Annotated in this window: 12 protein-coding genes and 1 pseudogene; 6 read left to right on the top strand and 7 right to left on the bottom strand. The window is 71.6% G+C overall.

Annotated elements, in window-relative coordinates:
• The first annotated feature begins 127 nt into the window (after positions 1-127).
• The 3 genes from EIM48_RS06150 to arsC are packed head-to-tail and all read left to right on the top strand — an operon-like array spanning position 128 to position 2,112.
• The gene (locus EIM48_RS06150) at positions 128-613 is read left to right on the top strand and encodes a DUF456 family protein (RefSeq protein ID WP_125111301.1); all 486 of its coding nucleotides are present in this window, start codon (positions 128-130) and stop codon (positions 611-613) included.
• Positions 614-649: 36 nt separating this feature from the next.
• Positions 650-1,768: a phospholipase A gene (locus tag EIM48_RS06155; protein WP_125111302.1), complete on the top strand. Its 1,119-nt coding sequence runs from the start codon at positions 650-652 to the stop codon at positions 1,766-1,768.
• Entirely contained in the window at positions 1,768-2,112 is a 345-nt protein-coding gene (gene arsC / locus EIM48_RS06160) for an arsenate reductase (glutaredoxin) (RefSeq protein WP_125111303.1), read from the top strand. The genes EIM48_RS06155 and arsC overlap by 1 nt, the downstream gene beginning before the upstream one ends.
• Positions 2,113-2,120: 8 nt before the next feature.
• On the opposite strand, the gene EIM48_RS06165 is transcribed toward arsC, so the two are convergent.
• Both EIM48_RS06165 and EIM48_RS06170 read right to left on the bottom strand, forming a co-directional pair.
• Positions 2,121-2,759, bottom strand: a complete 639-nt coding sequence (locus EIM48_RS06165; protein ID WP_019397809.1) for a glutathione S-transferase family protein — start codon at positions 2,757-2,759, stop codon at positions 2,121-2,123.
• A 107-nt stretch (positions 2,760-2,866) separates the two neighbouring features.
• Positions 2,867-4,381 carry a fumarate hydratase gene (locus EIM48_RS06170; protein ID WP_125111368.1) on the bottom strand — a complete coding sequence of 505 codons (1,515 nt, stop codon included), beginning with the start codon at positions 4,379-4,381 and terminating at the stop codon, positions 2,867-2,869.
• 141 nt (positions 4,382-4,522) lie between these two features.
• Here EIM48_RS06170 and EIM48_RS06175 point away from each other — a divergent pair, with 141 nt between their 5' ends.
• Together EIM48_RS06175 and EIM48_RS06180 are read left to right on the top strand one after the other, a co-directional pair.
• Positions 4,523-5,446 carry an RNA polymerase sigma-70 factor gene (locus EIM48_RS06175; RefSeq protein ID WP_019397811.1) on the top strand — a complete coding sequence of 308 codons (924 nt, stop codon included), beginning with the start codon at positions 4,523-4,525 and terminating at the stop codon, positions 5,444-5,446.
• A gap of 34 nt (positions 5,447-5,480) precedes the next feature.
• On the top strand, positions 5,481-5,921 hold the full coding sequence (locus tag EIM48_RS06180; RefSeq protein ID WP_125111304.1) for a carboxymuconolactone decarboxylase family protein: 441 nt from the start codon (positions 5,481-5,483) through the stop codon (positions 5,919-5,921).
• On the opposite strand, the gene EIM48_RS06185 is transcribed toward EIM48_RS06180, so the two are convergent.
• Positions 5,804-6,820 (bottom strand): LytTR family DNA-binding domain-containing protein, encoded by a 1,017-nt coding sequence (locus EIM48_RS06185; protein ID WP_233581646.1) that lies wholly within the window; start codon positions 6,818-6,820, stop codon positions 5,804-5,806. The genes EIM48_RS06180 and EIM48_RS06185 overlap by 118 nt on opposite strands.
• A 154-nt stretch (positions 6,821-6,974) precedes the next feature.
• Between EIM48_RS06185 and EIM48_RS15745 the strand changes: the two are divergent.
• Positions 6,975-8,249, top strand: a pseudogene (locus tag EIM48_RS15745) (acyltransferase family protein).
• Here EIM48_RS15745 and recJ read toward each other — a convergent pair.
• The 4 genes from recJ to carB are packed head-to-tail and all read right to left on the bottom strand — an operon-like array spanning position 8,195 to position 14,621.
• Positions 8,195-9,922, bottom strand: coding sequence for a single-stranded-DNA-specific exonuclease RecJ (gene recJ, locus EIM48_RS06195; protein ID WP_028914671.1), 1,728 nt, complete (start codon positions 9,920-9,922; stop codon positions 8,195-8,197). The pseudogene EIM48_RS15745 and the gene recJ sit on opposite strands and share 55 nt — an antisense overlap.
• A 19-nt stretch (positions 9,923-9,941) precedes the next feature.
• Positions 9,942-10,895, bottom strand: a complete 954-nt coding sequence (locus EIM48_RS06200) for a phosphoglycerate mutase (RefSeq protein WP_028914672.1) — start codon at positions 10,893-10,895, stop codon at positions 9,942-9,944.
• A gap of 10 nt (positions 10,896-10,905) precedes the next feature.
• Positions 10,906-11,382, bottom strand: coding sequence for a transcription elongation factor GreA (gene greA / locus EIM48_RS06205; protein ID WP_026010350.1), 477 nt, complete (start codon positions 11,380-11,382; stop codon positions 10,906-10,908).
• Positions 11,379-14,621: a carbamoyl-phosphate synthase large subunit gene (gene carB, locus EIM48_RS06210; RefSeq protein ID WP_125111305.1), complete on the bottom strand. Its 3,243-nt coding sequence runs from the start codon at positions 14,619-14,621 to the stop codon at positions 11,379-11,381. Before carB ends, greA begins: the two co-directional genes overlap by 4 nt.
• Positions 14,622-14,684: the final 63 nt, after the last annotated feature.

Below are 14,684 nucleotides of genomic sequence, written 5' to 3' on the forward strand. Positions count from 1 at the left end.
CACCAAGGACCTACCGCATCAGGTCACGGTTCACGGTGACCTTGCCAAGCGCAGCGGCCCAAACTTACCGCCGGCCCATGGCGAATGCAATCATGCCCGGGCCGCCCCCAGGAGCCCCCCGCCCCCGATGGATACGACCACCCTGTGGTACCTGCTCGCCGGCCTGCTGATGCTGGTCGGCCTGGCCGGCGTGGTGCTCCCGGCCCTGCCTGGCCTGCCCCTGGTGTTCGCCGGCATGGCGCTGGCCGCCTGGGCGGATGGTTTCATCCGGATCAGTGGCTGGACCCTGGCCGCCCTCGGCCTGCTCACGCTGCTTTCCATCGCGATCGACATCATGGCCGGCGCCTTCGGTGCGCGCCGCTTCGGCGCCGGGCGGATGGCCGTGGCCGGTGCCACCCTGGGCACCATCGTCGGCCTGTTGTTCGGCCTGCCCGGACTGTTGCTGGGCCCGTTCATCGGCGCGATGCTGGGCGAGCTGTGGCATACCCGGCACCCGCCACAAGCCGCGCGGGTGGGCGCGGCCACCTGGGTAGGCCTGCTGCTGGGCGCCGCCTTGAAGCTGGCCCTGGCCTTCGCCATGCTCGGCCTATTCGTGCTGGCGTGGTTTTTCTGAATACGCACCGCCTCCCTGGAGCTCGACTTGAACCGGATGCCCCCCCTGCCCCTGGCGCTGTGCGCCGCGCTCGCCGCCACCGCCCCGGCGCTGGCGGCGCAGGAAATCACCGCGCGCCCGGCCAGCGCCGACGCCTGCCTGGCCATCGCCTCCAACGCCCAGCGCCTGGCCTGCTACGACGCAGCCCTGGGCTATGTCGCGCCCTCGCCGCAGGAAGCGGACCTGGCCGCCGACGTCGCCGAGCGCGCCGCGGAGGAGGCCGCGGGCGAACAGCCCGCCACCGGGCTGTTCCAGCGCGACCTGCAACCGGCCGCGCGCGCGGCGATCGCCAACGCCGGCCGCGGCTCGCTGCTGGACAACCGCTGGGAACTGGCCAAGGACTCCAAGCTGGGCATCTTCCAGCTGCGCGCCTACAAGCCGGTGTACGTGCTGCCTGGCTTCTGGACCAGCCGGACCAACACCGCCCCCAGCTCGCCCAACCCCAACAACACCGTCACCACGCCCGAGCAGCTGGACAGCATCGAGGCCAAGTTCCAGCTGAGCTTCAAGACCAAGGTCGCCGAGGACCTGTTCGGCGACAACGGCGACGTCTGGGTCGGCTACACCCAGAGCTCGCGCTGGCAGGCCTACGCCTCGGAGACCTCGCGCCCGTTCCGCGAGACCAACTACGAGCCGGAGGTGATGCTGGTGTTCCGCAACAACTACAGCCTGTTCGGCTGGAAGGGGCGGATGACCGGGATCAGCCTCAACCACCAGTCCAACGGCCGCAGCGATCCGTTCTCGCGCAGCTGGAACCGGGTGATCCTCAACCTCGGCCTGGACCGCGACAACTGGGCCTTCGTGCTGCGCCCCTGGTACCGGGTCGGCGAAAGCGCGCGCGACGACAACAACCCGGACATCGAGGACTACATCGGCCGCGCTGACGCGCTGCTGGTATACAACCGCAACGGCCACGAGCTGAGCCTGACCGCGCGCCACTCGCTGCGCGGCGGCGACCGCGCGCACGGCTCGCTGCAGCTGGACTGGGGCTTCCCGATCAACAACCTGCTGCGCGGCCACGTCCAGGTGTTCGACGGCTACGGCGAGAGCATGATCGACTACAACCACAAGGCCACCTACATCGGCGTCGGCTTTGCCCTGCTGGAGTGGTTCTGATGCAGCGCGCGACGATCTGGCACAACCCGCGCTGCTCGAAGTCCCGCGCGGTGCTGGAGATCCTGCGCGAACGCGGGATCGAGCCGGTGATGTTCAACTACCTGGCCCATCCACCCGATCGCCAGAGCCTGCGCCGCGTCGCCGAGTCCTGCGGCGGCGTGCGCGTCCTGGTCCGCAGCAGCGAACCGCTCTACGCCGAACTGGGCCTGGATTCGGCCGACGACGAGGCCCTGCTGGACGCGATGATCGCCAACCCGCAGCTGATCAACCGCCCGGTGGTGATCACCCGCCGCGGCGCGCGCCTGTGCCGGCCGCCGGAGGAAGTGGTCGCCCTGCTCGACTGAGCGGCGCCTCAGGTCCAGTCGGTGATGCCCTCGCGGCGGTAGACCTCGGCGAAGCTGGGCAGCGACTTCATCCGCCTGGCGTAGTCCTGCAGCACCGGCCAGCTGTCGGTGGGCCTGGGCATGTTGCGCGACCAGCGCATCAGCATGGTCAGGACGAAATCCACCGCCGTGCGCTGCCCGCCGAGCATGTACGGGCCGCCGTTGCGCTGCAGGTGGTCGGCCACCTGCTGCCACGCCGCCTCCAGCGCGGCGCGGGCGCGTTCCTTCACCGCCTCCACGTGCTCCGGCCCGGCCGGTTCGTCCGGGTAGAACCAGGCGCGGTACTGCGGCATCAGCGTGTACACGCAGAAGCACATCCAGCGGTAGTAGTCGCCGCGCGCCGGCGTGCCCGGCGCCGGCGCCAGCCCGGCCTGCGGATGCAGGTCGGCCAGGTGCATGGCGATGGCGGCCGACTCGGTCAGCACCTGCCCGTCGATCACCAGGGTGGGCACGCGCCCGGCCGGATTGAGCGCCAGGTACTCCGGCGACTTCTGCTCGCGCCGGTCGAAGTCCAGCTGGCGCAGCTCGTGCCCGATGCCCAGCTCGATCAGCAGCCAGTGCACCACCAGCGACGCGGTGCTTTGCGAACCATAGAGGACGACGGACATCGCGCGGCTCCCTGGAATGGACGTGGCGATTATCGCCCTGGCGCGGGGGCAAAAAGAACGGGCCGGCATCGCTGCCGGCCCGCCCGTGTGCCGCGATGGCGCCTGGCTCAGGCTACGACCACCGGGATCTTGCCGATCCGGGCCTGCCACTGCTTCGGGCCGGTCCTGTGCACCGACTCGCCGGTGGAGTCCACGGCGACGGTCACCGGCATGTCCTTGACCTCGAACTCGTAGATCGCCTCCATGCCCAGGTCCTCGAAGGCGACCACGCGGCTGGCCTTGATCGCCTTGGACACCAGGTAGGCCGAACCGCCGACCGCCATCAGGTACACGGCCTTGTTGTCGCGGATGGCCTCGATCGCCGCGTCGCCGCGCTCGGCCTTGCCGACCATGCCCAGCAGGCCGGTCTGCTCCAGCATCTGCCGGGTGAACTTGTCCATGCGGGTGGCGGTGGTCGGACCGGCCGGGCCGACCACCTCGTCGCGCACCGGATCGACCGGACCGACGTAGTAGATGAAGCGGTTGGTGAAGTCCACCGGCAGCTTCTCGCCGCGGCCCAGCATGTCGACCATGCGCTTGTGCGCGGCGTCGCGGCCGGTCAGCAGCTTGCCGTTGAGCAGCAGCACCTCGCCCGGCTTCCAGCTGGCCACTTCCTCGCGGGTGACCGTGTCCAGGTCCACGCGGCGGGCGTTGTGCGGGCTGTAGGTCAGCTTCGGCCAGTCCTCCAGCGAGGGCGGGTCGAGGGCGACCGGGCCGCTGCCGTCCAGGGTGAAGTGCGCGTGGCGGGTGGCGGCGCAGTTGGGGATCATCGCCACCGGCAGGTTGGCGGCGTGGGTCGGATAGTCCTTGATCTTGATGTCCAGCACCGTGGTCAGGCCGCCCAGGCCCTGGGCGCCGATGCCCAGCGCGTTGACCTTCTCGTACAGCTCCAGGCGCAGTTCCTCGATGCGGTTGGACGGGCCGCGGGCGACCAGGTCCTGGATGTCGATCGGCTCCATCAGCGCTTCCTTGGCCAGCAGCATCGCCTTCTCGGCGGTGCCGCCGATGCCGATGCCGAGCATGCCCGGCGGGCACCAGCCGGCGCCCATGGTCGGCACGGTCTTGAGCACCCAGTCGACGATGGAGTCGGAGGGATTGAGCATCACGAACTTGCTCTTGGCCTCCGAGCCGCCGCCCTTGGCCGCGACGATCACGTCCACCTTGTTGCCCGGCACGACCTTGACGTTGACCACGGCCGGGGTGTTGTCGCGGGTGTTCAGGCGCTTGCCGGCCGGGTCGGCCAGGACCGAGGCGCGCAGCTTGTTGTCCGGGTGGTTGTAGGCGCGGCGCACGCCCTCGTTGACCATGTCCTCCACGCCCATGGTCGCGTCGTCCCAGCGCACGTTCATGCCGATCTGCAGGAACACGGTGACGATGCCGGTGTCCTGGCAGATCGGGCGGTGGCCTTCGGCGCACATGCGCGAGTTGATCAGGATCTGCGCCATCGCGTCCTTGGCCGCGGGCGATTCCTCGCGCTCCCAGGCGGCGGCGAGGGTGCGGATGTAGTCGACCGGGTGGTAGTAGCTGATGTACTGCAGCGCGTCGGCGACGGACTGGATCAGGTCCTCCTGGCGGATGGACACCGGGATGTTCGACGGGCTGGACGAAGCGGAAGCGGTCACGGCTGGCTCATGGCAGGCGGAAAACCCGCCCATTTTAGGCCAAAGTGGCGGCGCGGCCGGGGCCCCTGTCACACCGGCAAGCGCTGTTCCGTCCTGGAATCCATGGAACCTGTTGATCATTTCCATCGACACCAGCCGCGCCTGCTGGCCCTGGCCTACCGGCTGCTGGGCAGCCGCGCCGACGCCGAGGACGTGGTCCAGGACACCTGGCTGCGCTGGCACCGGGCGGACCGGGCCGCCATCGCCGACCCGGAGGCCTGGCTGGTGACCACCGCCACCCGGCTGGGCATCGACCGCCTGCGCGCCGCCCGGCGCCGGCGCGAAACCTATCCGGGGCCCTGGCTGCCGGAACCGGCCCGGGTCGATCCCGACGCCCCCACCGCGGCCGCGTCCGAGCCGGCCGACGAGGCGCCCGGACCGGCGCGGGCGCTGGAACGGGCCGAGGAAGTCTCGCTCGCGTTCCTGGCGGTGCTGGAACGGCTCGGGCCCGAGGAGCGCGCGGCGTTCCTGCTGCGGGAAGTGTTCGACCACGACTACGCCGCGATCGCCCGGCTGCTGGAACGCAGCGAGGCGGCCTGCCGGCAGATGGTGCACCGCGCCCGCACGCGCATCGCCGGGGCACGGCCGCGCTTCGGGGTCGATCCGCGCCACCACCGGATCCTGCTGGAGAAGTTCATGCACGCCGCGCGCGAGGGCGACCGCGAGGCGGTGCAAGCCCTGCTGCACGCCGATGCACAGCTGGTTTCCGACGGCGGTGGCAAGGCACTGGCGGCGATCCGCCCGTTGCACGGGGCCGAGCGCATCGCCCGCCTGTTCTGGGCGGTGGCGCGGCGGCGCGATCCGGCGGTGCGCTGGCAGCTTGGCCTGGCCAACGGCGAGCCGGCGATCCTGCGCTACCGCGACGGGCGGCTGGTGGGGGTCACCGTGGCCGCCAGCGCGGACGGCCGCATCACCGCGCTGTACACCGTCGCCAATCCGGACAAGCTGGCTGTCACGGATGCGTCGCCCGGGACGTCCTGGTGGTGAAGGCGGCCATGGTGGCCCGCCGGAGCAGACCCGCATGGACTACCGTCGCGTCGAATATCCCAGGCACGTCCCGGATGCCTTCAAGGCGCTCTACACCGCCAGCAACGCCGTGCACGACGGCGTGCTGGAGCCCCCCCTGGTCGAGCTGGTGTTCCTGCGGGTGTCGCAGATCAACGGTTGCGCGTTCTGCATGGACATGCACGCCACCGCCCTGCGCCAGGCCGGGGTCGACCCGCGCAAGCTCGACACCCTGCCCGGCTGGCGCGACAGCCGCTTCTTCGATGCCCGCGAGCGCGCCGCCCTGGACTGGGCCGAGGCCCTGGCCAGGCTGCCCTCCGGCGCCCCGGCCGACGCCACCTACGAGGCGCTGAAGGCGCACTTCGACGATGCCGGCATCGCCACCCTGACCATGGCCGTGGCCCTGATCAGCGCCTGGAACCGGCTGGGCGTGGGCCTGCAGCCGGAACTGCCCTGAGCGCCGCTCAGGCCCCCGGCGTCGAAGCGCTCGCGCAGGGCCTGGCGGTAGCGCCGGCTGCACGGCAGCACGCTGCCGTCCTTCAGGTGCACGCGGGCATCGCCGCTGTCCAGCGGCTCGATCGAGGCGACCTGGGCCAGGGCGACCATGTAGCTGCGGTGGATCCGCGCGAAGGCGCGCGGGTCCAGCTGCTCCTCCACCCGCGCCAGGGTGCTGCGCAGCGGATAGTCGCGGCCGCCCACGCGCAGGTTCACGTAGTTGCCGGAGGCCTGCAGCCACTCGATCTCGCCGGTCGGGACCAGGAACTCGCGCCCCAGTTTGCGCACCAGGAAGCGCTCCGGGCGCGCGGGCTCGGCGTCCGCCGGCCCGGCGTCCGGCGCCGGCGGCGCCGCTTCCGGCAGGCTGGCCTCGCCCTGCCAGCGGCGCAGCAGGGCGCGGTAGCCCTCCATCACCACCACGATCAGGAAGAAGGCACGGACGTCCTTCAGGTACTCGTACACCAGCCCGCGCAGCCAAGGGCCGAACTGGTAGTCGCTGCCCAGGGCGCGGTAGAGCAGTTCGCGCAGGGCCACCATGGCCAGCACGTGGACCACGCACAGCACCACGCTGGCGGCCGCGTACAGGGCCAGGCGCCGGCGCCACAGGTGCCAGTACAGCGGGAAGCGGCCCGTGAACCAGGCCAGCACCGGCACCAGCAGCAGCAGGACCAGCGCGCTGCTGCCTTCCCACACCAGCGGTTCCCAGGTCGGGATCCCGGCCCCCCGCCGCCACAGCTCCATCAGCTCGGTCAGGCTGTTGCCTGCGAAGTTGCCCAGGATCAGGAGGGTCCACAGGCCAGCTTCGACCCAGGTCTTCCAGGGGGCGTAGCGCTGGTAGGGAAACGGTTCCGGCGGAGTCATCGACGCATTCTAGCCAACGCCACCGTCGCACCGCCCCATCCGTCCCCGCGTGCCCGCGGTTCGTCCCCGCCGGCGTGCCGGTCGTCATCCGGAGCCCCACCGGCGCGGCGTGCCGTGCCAGTTTCCCGGGCCACCGACACGTCCGGAATACGCCATGCCGCGCGACGCCAGCCTACCGCCCGCCTCCACCGCCACCCGCCGCCACGACCTGGACTGGGTCCGGGTCTGCGCCTTCGGCCTGCTGGTCCTGTACCACGTGGGCATGTATTACGTGAGCTGGGACTGGCACGTGAAAAGCCCGCACGCCGGCCCCCTGCTGGAGCCGGCGATGCTGCTCACCGGTCCCTGGCGGCTGTCGCTGCTGTTCCTGGTATCCGGTGTGGCCACCGCGTTCCTGCTGGCGCAGGCCCAGCGCCAGGCCGCGGCCGGGGACGGCCGGGTACGCTTCCTCGGCAACCGCTCCTGGCGGCTGCTGCTGCCGCTGCTGTTCGGCATGGCGGTGGTGGTGCCGCCGCAGTCCTACTATGAGGTGGTCGAGCAGCTGCCCGGCGGCTACCACGACGGCTTCCTGGCTTTCTGGGCGCGCTACCTGCGCGCGGACGGTTCGTTCTGCGATGCCGGTGGCTGCCTGATCCTGCCGACCTGGAACCACCTGTGGTTCGTGGCCTACCTGTAGGTCTACACGGTGGCGCTGTGGCTGCTGTGGCGGCTGGCGCGGCCGCTCCTGGACCGCGCCGGCGGCGCGCTGGAACGCGCCCTGTGCGGCTGGGGGCTGCTGCTGTGGCCGGCGCTGGCCCTGGCCCTGGCGCGGCTGCTGCTGATCGGCCGCTACGGTTCGACCCACGTCCTGGTCGGCGACTGGTACAACCACGTCCAGTACTTCGGGGTGTTCCTGCTCGGCTTCCTGGCCGCGCGCCGCGACGGGTTCTGGGACGCGGCCGTGCGCCTGCGCTGGCCGGCCCTGCTGCTGTGGCTGGGCAGCTGGGCCGTGCTGGCCGGCTACACCGTTTCCTACGCCGGCAGCGAGCCGCCCCAGGCCCTGCGCCTGGCCATGCGCGCGGTGTGGGGCGTGGACCAGTGGTGCGCGATCATCGCCGTGCTCGGCTTTGCCCGGCGGCTGTCGCCGGGCGACGGCCCGCTGCTGCGCTACCTGGTGCCGGCGGTTTTCCCGGTCTACATCCTGCACCAGACCGTCACCGTGGTCGCCGCGCACAACCTGCAACCGCTGGACCTGCATCCGGCGCTGGAGGGGCCGCTGCTGGTGCTGCTGACCTTCGCCACCTGCTTCGCCGCCTATGAGGTGGTCCGGCGGGTGCCACTGCTGCGGCCGCTGTTCGGACTGCAGTACCGCGAGCGGTCCGCGCCGGCCGCCGCTCAGGCCGGGACGGCGTGCTCGACCACCAGCTGCACCGCCGAGCCGCCACGGTAATCGTCCGGCTGCAGGCGGTAGGCCAGATGCAGGTGCGGGGCCGGCGCACTGCCCTGCCAGCCGCCGAAGTGGATTGCCGCCAGCGGCTCACGCCGGTCCGGGTGGCGCAGCCGCAGGCGCAGGTGGCGCTCGCCGACCGGGCGGTAGTCCAGGACCTCGAAGCAACCGTCGAACAGCGGCTCCGGGAAGCCCTGCCCCCACGGCCCGCCGTCGCGCAGCGCCTCGGCGTGGAAGCGGTCGAACTCCTGCGGCAGCAGCTCGCCGTCGCTGAGCAGTTCGGCCTGCAGCAGTGCATCGTCCAGGGTGGCGCGGGCGTGTTCCTGCCAGGCCTGCTCGAACGCCGGCAGCTTGGCCAGTTCCAGGGTCAGGCCGGCGGCCATGGCATGGCCGCCGAAGCGCTGCACCAGTCCCGGATGGCGCGCGTCCACCGCGGCCAGGGCGTCGCGGATGTGGAAGCCGGCGATCGAGCGCGCCGAGCCGCGCAACACCTGCGCGCCGGGCTCGGCCGGAGCGAAGGCCAGCACCGGCCGGTACAGGCGCTCCTTCATCTTCGAGGCCACCAGCCCGACCACGCCCGGATGCCACTCCGGGTCGAACAGGCACGGCGCCAGCGGCGGCGCGCCGTGGTCGACCTGCGCGCGCGCCAGGGCCGCCTCGGCGTCGTCGGTCATCGCCTGCTGCACGGCGCGGCGCTCGGCGTTGATCTCGTTGAGGATGCCGGCCAGTTCGCGCGCGCGCTGCGGGTCGTCGGTGAGCAGGCATTCGATGCCCAGGGCCATGTCCTCCAGGCGCCCGGCGGCGTTGAGCCGCGGGCCCACGGCAAAGCCGATGTCGGCCGCGGTCAGGCAGGCCAGGTCGCGGCCGCAGACCTCGACCAGGGCGCGCAGCCCGGCGCAGGCCTGGCCGGCGCGCAGGCGGCGCAGGCCGGCCGCGGCCAGGGCGCGGTTGTTGGCGTCCAGCGGCACCAGGTCGGCGATGGTGCCGACCGCGACCAGGTCCAGCAGGCTGGACAGGTCCGGTTCGCCGGCCGGGAACGCGCCGGACTGGCGCAGGTGCCGGCGCAGCGCGAGCAGGACGTAGAAGATTACGCCCACGCCGGCCAGGCACTTGCTCGGGAAGGCGTCGCCGGCGCAGTTCGGGTTGACGATGGCGTCGGCCGGCGGCAGCTGCTGGCCCGGCAGGTGGTGGTCGGTGACCAGTACCTGCCAGCCGCGCGCGCGCGCGGCGGCGACGCCGGCATGGCAGGCGATGCCGTGGTCCACGGTGACCAGCAGTTCCGGCTGCAGCGCCGCCAGTTCCTCCACCAGCGCAGGCGACAGGCCGTAGCCGTGGACCATGCGGTTGGGCACCGCGTGCGAGACCCTGCGCGCGCCGAGCATGCGCAGGCCGCGCACGCCCACCGCGCAGGCGGTCGCGCCGTCGCAGTCGAAGTCGCCGACCACCACGATGTGGCGGTCGTCGCGGATGGCCGAGGCCAGCAGTGCGACCGCCGCCGGCAGGCCGCCCAGCGCGTCCGGCGGCAGCAGGTCGGACAGGCGCGGCCGCGCCAGTTCGAAGCGGTCGGCGCCGCGCGCGGCGTACACCCGGCGCAGCAGCGGCGGCACGTGGCCGGGCCAGGCGCCGCCCACTACCACGGGCTCGCGGCGGCGGATCCGGGGAGCGGCGGGACTCATGCGCGCGGCGCGGGAGAGTTCATGCGTCCAGCGAACGCAGCGGGCTGCGCCAGAAGCGCCAGCGCTGGCCGCGGCGCAGGTGCAGGCGGGTGCCGTCCTCGAAGTCCAGCAGCAAGGTGTCGAACTCGTCGCGTGCCATCGAAGCCAGCAGCGGCGGCAGCACCTGGTTGCCCAGCACCTCCAGCGAACGCAGGTGGCGCAGGTCGACCAGGCTGTCGCCCACCGCGCCCGGCGGCGTGTCGGCGGCGGTGGCCGGGGTCGCGGTGGCGGCGCCGGCCTCGCCGGCCAGGGCCTGCACCAGCGGATCGGGGCTGCGCACGTTCATGTAGCTCGACTGCACGCTGTCCGGGGCCACGCCGGCGCCCCAGAACCACAGCGAGTTGACCGCGGGCCGGCCATGGTCGGTGCGCGCGCGGTTCCAGGGGTGGTGGTGCAGCGCGACCTGGACCTCGGTGATCAGCGCGCGCCAGCGCCGCGACACCGGGTCCTCGCCCAGCGGCAGCGCGTTGAACAGGTCGTCGCCGAGCGCGTCCTCGGGCGCGGTGAACTCCGGCAGCGGGGTGCCGGCAGGCAGGCGCAGGTACCAGCGTGCCGGATGCGGCGCATCCAGCTGGTAGCCGGCGTCGCCGAACAGCGGTTTGAGCACCGGCAGCAGCGCCTGCGCGTCCAGGGTGTCCAGGCCCAGGCCTTCGCCCCAGCCGAGCAGGCGCGCGCCGTTGAGGTCCGGCGCCACGTGCGCCGGATCGGCGCGCAGCCACAGTGCGTCGCCGGCATCGCTGCCGGCATCGGCGCGGCGGGTGAGCGCGGCCACCGGCCAGTGGTCCGGGGTCAGGCGGAAGTGGCGGCGCAGCTGGGCGCGGCCGCCGGGCTCGAGCTGCTCGCGGTCGGCGCGCCCGAAGGCGCGCGCGGCCGCCTGCGGCAGGGGCCCGGGCAATCTGTCCCGGGCCGGCAGCAGCAGCGCGATGGCGGTCATCGCCGGCCTCTCAGCCCACGTACTCGACGCTGACGATCTCGTATTCGCGCTTGCCGGCGGGGGCCTCGATCACGATGGTGTCGCCCTCCTCCTTGCCGATCAGCGCGCGGGCCACGGGCGAGGAGATCGCGATCAGGCCCTGCTTGATGTCCGCCTCCAGGTCGCCAACGATCTGGTAGCGGACCTCCTCGTCGGTCTCCACGTCGGCCAGGGTCACGGTGGCGCCGAACACCACCTTGCTGCCGGCATTGAGCTTGGTCACGTCGATAAGGTCGGCGTGCGACAGCTCGCTCTCCAGCTGCTTGATCCGGCCTTCGATGAAGCCCTGCTGCTCGCGCGCGGCGTGGTACTCGGCGTTCTCCTTCAGGTCGCCGTGGCCGCGCGCTTCGGCGATGGCGGCGATCACTTCCGGACGCTTCACCGTCTTGAGGTGCTCCAGCTCCTCGCGCAGGCGCTGGGCGCCTTTAAGGGTCAGGGGGGCTCTCACGATTGCAGCTCCTTGTGCAGCTCCTGCAGGGACCAGACCGGGCCGGTCCCGCGGTATTCAAGCGAATGCACCAGCGCCTTGGCGCCGGCGACGGTAGTCGAGTAGGTCACGCGCTGCTGCAGCGCCTCGCGCCGGATGGAGAACGAGTCGGCGATGGCGGCGCGGCCCTCGGTGGTGTTGACGATGTAGGCGATCTCGCCGTTCTTGATCGCGTCGACGATGTGCGGGCGGCCCTCGGCGACCTTGTTGACCACGGTGCACTCCACGCCGTGGTCCTGCAACCACTGCGCGGTGCCGCGGGTGGCGACGATGCTGAAGCCGCGCTCGACCAGGGCCTTGGCCACCGGCACCACGCGCTTCTTGTCCGGGTCGCGCACCGACACGAACGCCTTGCCCGGCTGCGGCGCGCGGATGCCGCCGGCCTCCTGGGCGCGCGCCATGGCCGCGCCGAAGCTGCGGCCCACGCCCATCACCTCGCCGGTGGAGCGCATCTCCGGGCCGAGGATCGGGTCCACGCCCTGGAACTTGGCGAACGGGAAGATCGCTTCCTTGACCGAGTAGTAGCTGGGCACGACCTCGCGGGTCGCGCCCTGCTCGGCCAGGGTGCGGCCGGTCATGCAGCGGGCGGCGATCTTGGCCAGCTGCACGCCGGTGGCCTTGGACACGAACGGCACCGTGCGCGAGGCGCGCGGGTTCACCTCCAGCAGGTAGACGGTGTCGGTGCCGTCCTCGTTGGACTGGATGGCGAACTGGGTGTTCATCAGGCCGACCACCTTCAGCGCCTTCGCCAGCTCGCGCACCTGCCGGCGCAGCTCGTCCTGGGTGGCCTGCGACAGCGAGTACGGCGGCAGCGAGCAGGACGAGTCGCCGGAATGCACGCCGGCCTCCTCGATGTGCTCCATCACGCCGCCGATCAGGGTGGCGCCGGTGGCGTCGGCGATCAGGTCGACGTCGACCTCGACCGCGTTGTCCAGGAAGCGGTCCAGCAGCACCGGCGAGTCGTTGGACACCTTCACCGCGTCGCGCACGTAGCGGGCCAGGTCGGCCTCGCCGTACACGATCTCCATGGCGCGGCCGCCCAGCACGTAGCTGGGACGCACGACCAGCGGGTAGCCGATCTCGCGGGCCAGGGCCAGCGCCTCGTCGGCGGTGCGCGCGGTGCGGTTCGGCGGCTGCTTCAGGCCCAGCTTCTCGACCAGCTGCTGGAAGCGCTCGCGGTCCTCGGCCAGGTCGATGGAGTCGGGGCTGGTGCCGACCACCGGCACGCCGTTGGCCTCCAGCGCGCGCGCCAGCTTCAGCGGGGTCTGGCCGCCGTACTGCACGATCACGCCCTTGGGCTGCTCCAGCTCGACGATCTCCAGCACGTCCTCGAGGGTGAGCGGCTCGAAGTACAGGCGGTCGGAGGTGTCGTAGTCGGTGGAGACCGTCTCCGGGTTGCAGTTGACCATGATGGTCTCGTAGCCATCCTCGCGCAGGGCAAGGGCGGCGTGGACGCAGCAGTAGTCGAACTCGATGCCCTGGCCGATGCGGTTGGGGCCGCCGCCCAGGATCATGATCTTGTCGCGGTTGCTCGGATTGGCCTCGCACTCGTCCTCGTAGGTCGAGTACAGGTAGGCGGTGCTGGTGGCGAACTCGGCGGCGCAGGAGTCCACGCGCTTGTAAACCGGGCGCACCTTGTGCGCGCGGCGCAGGGCGCGGACCGCGGCCTCGTTGGTGCCGGTCAGCTGCGCCAGGCGCGCGTCGGAGAAGCCGTCGCGCTTGAGCTTGCGCAGGCGCTTGCCGTCCAGCGAATCCAGCCCCTCGGCGGCCACCCGCTTCTCCTCGGCGATGATCTCCTCGATCTGGTCCAGGAACCACGGGTCGATGAACGACAGGGCGTGGATCTCCTCCACGCTCATGCCGGCGCGGAAGGCGTCGGCCACGTAGAACAGGCGCTCCGGGCCGGGAGCCTTGAGCTCGCGGCGCAGGGTCGCCAGGTCCTCCTCGTCCGCCAGGTCCAGGCCGGTCGGGTCGAAGCCCACCTTGCCGGTCTCCAGGCCGCGCAGGGCCTTCTGCACCGACTCGCGGAAGGTGCGGCCCATGGCCATCACCTCGCCCACCGACTTCATCTGGGTGGTCAGGCGCGAATCGGCCTGCGGGAACTTCTCGAAGGCGAAGCGCGGGATCTTGGTGACCACGTAGTCGATCGCCGGCTCGAACGAGGCCGGGGTCTTGCCGCCGGTGATCTCGTTCTTCAGCTCGTCCAGGGTGTAGCCCACCGCCAGCTTGGCCGCGACCTTGGCGATCGGGAAGCCGGTGGCCTTGGAGGCCAGCGCCGAGGAACGCGACACGCGCGGATTCATCTCGATCACCACGACGCGGCCGGTCTGGGCGTTGACGCCGAACTGCACGTTGGAGCCGCCGGTGTCCACGCCGATCTTGCGCAGCACCGCGATGGAGGCGTCGCGCAGGCGCTGGTATTCCTTGTCGGTCAGGGTCTGCGCCGGGGCCACGGTGATCGAGTCGCCGGTGTGCACGCCCATCGGGTCGAGGTTCTCGATCGAGCAGACGATGATGCAGTTGTCCGCCTTGTCGCGGACCACCTCCATCTCGAACTCCTTCCAGCCCAGCACCGACTCCTCGATCAGGACCTCGTGCACCGGCGACAGCTCCAGGCCGCGCTTGACGATCTCCTCGAACTCCTCGCGGTTGTAGGCGATGCCGCCGCCGCTGCCGCCCAGGGTGAAGGACGGGCGGATGATGGTCGGGTAGCCCACCTTGGCCTGGATCCCCACCGCCTGCTCGAAGCTCTTCGCCACCTCGGCCTTCGGGCACTCCAGGCCGATCTCCTGCATGGCCACGCGGAACAGCTCGCGGTCCTCGGCCATGCGGATGGCCTCGCGCGAGGCGCCGATCAGCTCGACGCCGTACTTCTCCAGCACGCCGTGGTCGGCCAGGTCCAGGGCGCAGTTGAGCGCGGTCTGGCCGCCCATGGTCGGCAGCAGCGCGTCCGGGCGCTCCTTGGCGATGATCTTCTCGACCGTCTGCCAGTTGATCGGCTCGATGTACACCGCGTCGGCGGTGTCCGGGTCGGTCATGATCGTGGCCGGGTTGCTGTTGACCAGCACCACCCGGTAGCCCTCCTCGCGCAGCGCCTTGCACGCCTGCGCGCCCGAGTAGTCGAACTCGCAGGCCTGGCCGATGACGATCGGGCCGGCGCCGATGATGAGGATGGTCTTGATGTCGCTGCGCTTGGGCATTTCGTTCTCTGGATTGCGGGGAGCGCGCCTTGGGCTGCGGCTCCCGGGCCGGTGGGCGTGCCG

It is taken from the genome of Pseudoxanthomonas sp. SGNA-20, from assembly GCF_003931635.1.
Taxonomy (GTDB): Bacteria; Pseudomonadota; Gammaproteobacteria; order Xanthomonadales; family Xanthomonadaceae; genus Pseudoxanthomonas.

Coding starts and splice junctions, on each gene's coding strand:
- EIM48_RS06150 (WP_125111301.1), top strand. CDS start 128: ATGGATACGACCACCCTGTGGTACCTGCTCGCCGGCCTGCTGATGCTG.
- EIM48_RS06155 (WP_125111302.1), top strand. CDS start 650: ATGCCCCCCCTGCCCCTGGCGCTGTGCGCCGCGCTCGCCGCCACCGCC.
- arsC (WP_125111303.1), top strand. CDS start 1,768: ATGCAGCGCGCGACGATCTGGCACAACCCGCGCTGCTCGAAGTCCCGC.
- EIM48_RS06165 (WP_019397809.1), bottom strand. CDS start 2,759: ATGTCCGTCGTCCTCTATGGTTCGCAAAGCACCGCGTCGCTGGTGGTG.
- carB (WP_125111305.1), bottom strand. CDS start 14,621: ATGCCCAAGCGCAGCGACATCAAGACCATCCTCATCATCGGCGCCGGC.
- EIM48_RS06200 (WP_028914672.1), bottom strand. CDS start 10,895: ATGACCGCCATCGCGCTGCTGCTGCCGGCCCGGGACAGATTGCCCGGG.
- EIM48_RS06185 (WP_233581646.1), bottom strand. CDS start 6,820: ATGACTCCGCCGGAACCGTTTCCCTACCAGCGCTACGCCCCCTGGAAG.
- recJ (WP_028914671.1), bottom strand. CDS start 9,922: ATGAGTCCCGCCGCTCCCCGGATCCGCCGCCGCGAGCCCGTGGTAGTG.
- EIM48_RS06175 (WP_019397811.1), top strand. CDS start 4,523: ATGGAACCTGTTGATCATTTCCATCGACACCAGCCGCGCCTGCTGGCC.
- EIM48_RS06180 (WP_125111304.1), top strand. CDS start 5,481: ATGGACTACCGTCGCGTCGAATATCCCAGGCACGTCCCGGATGCCTTC.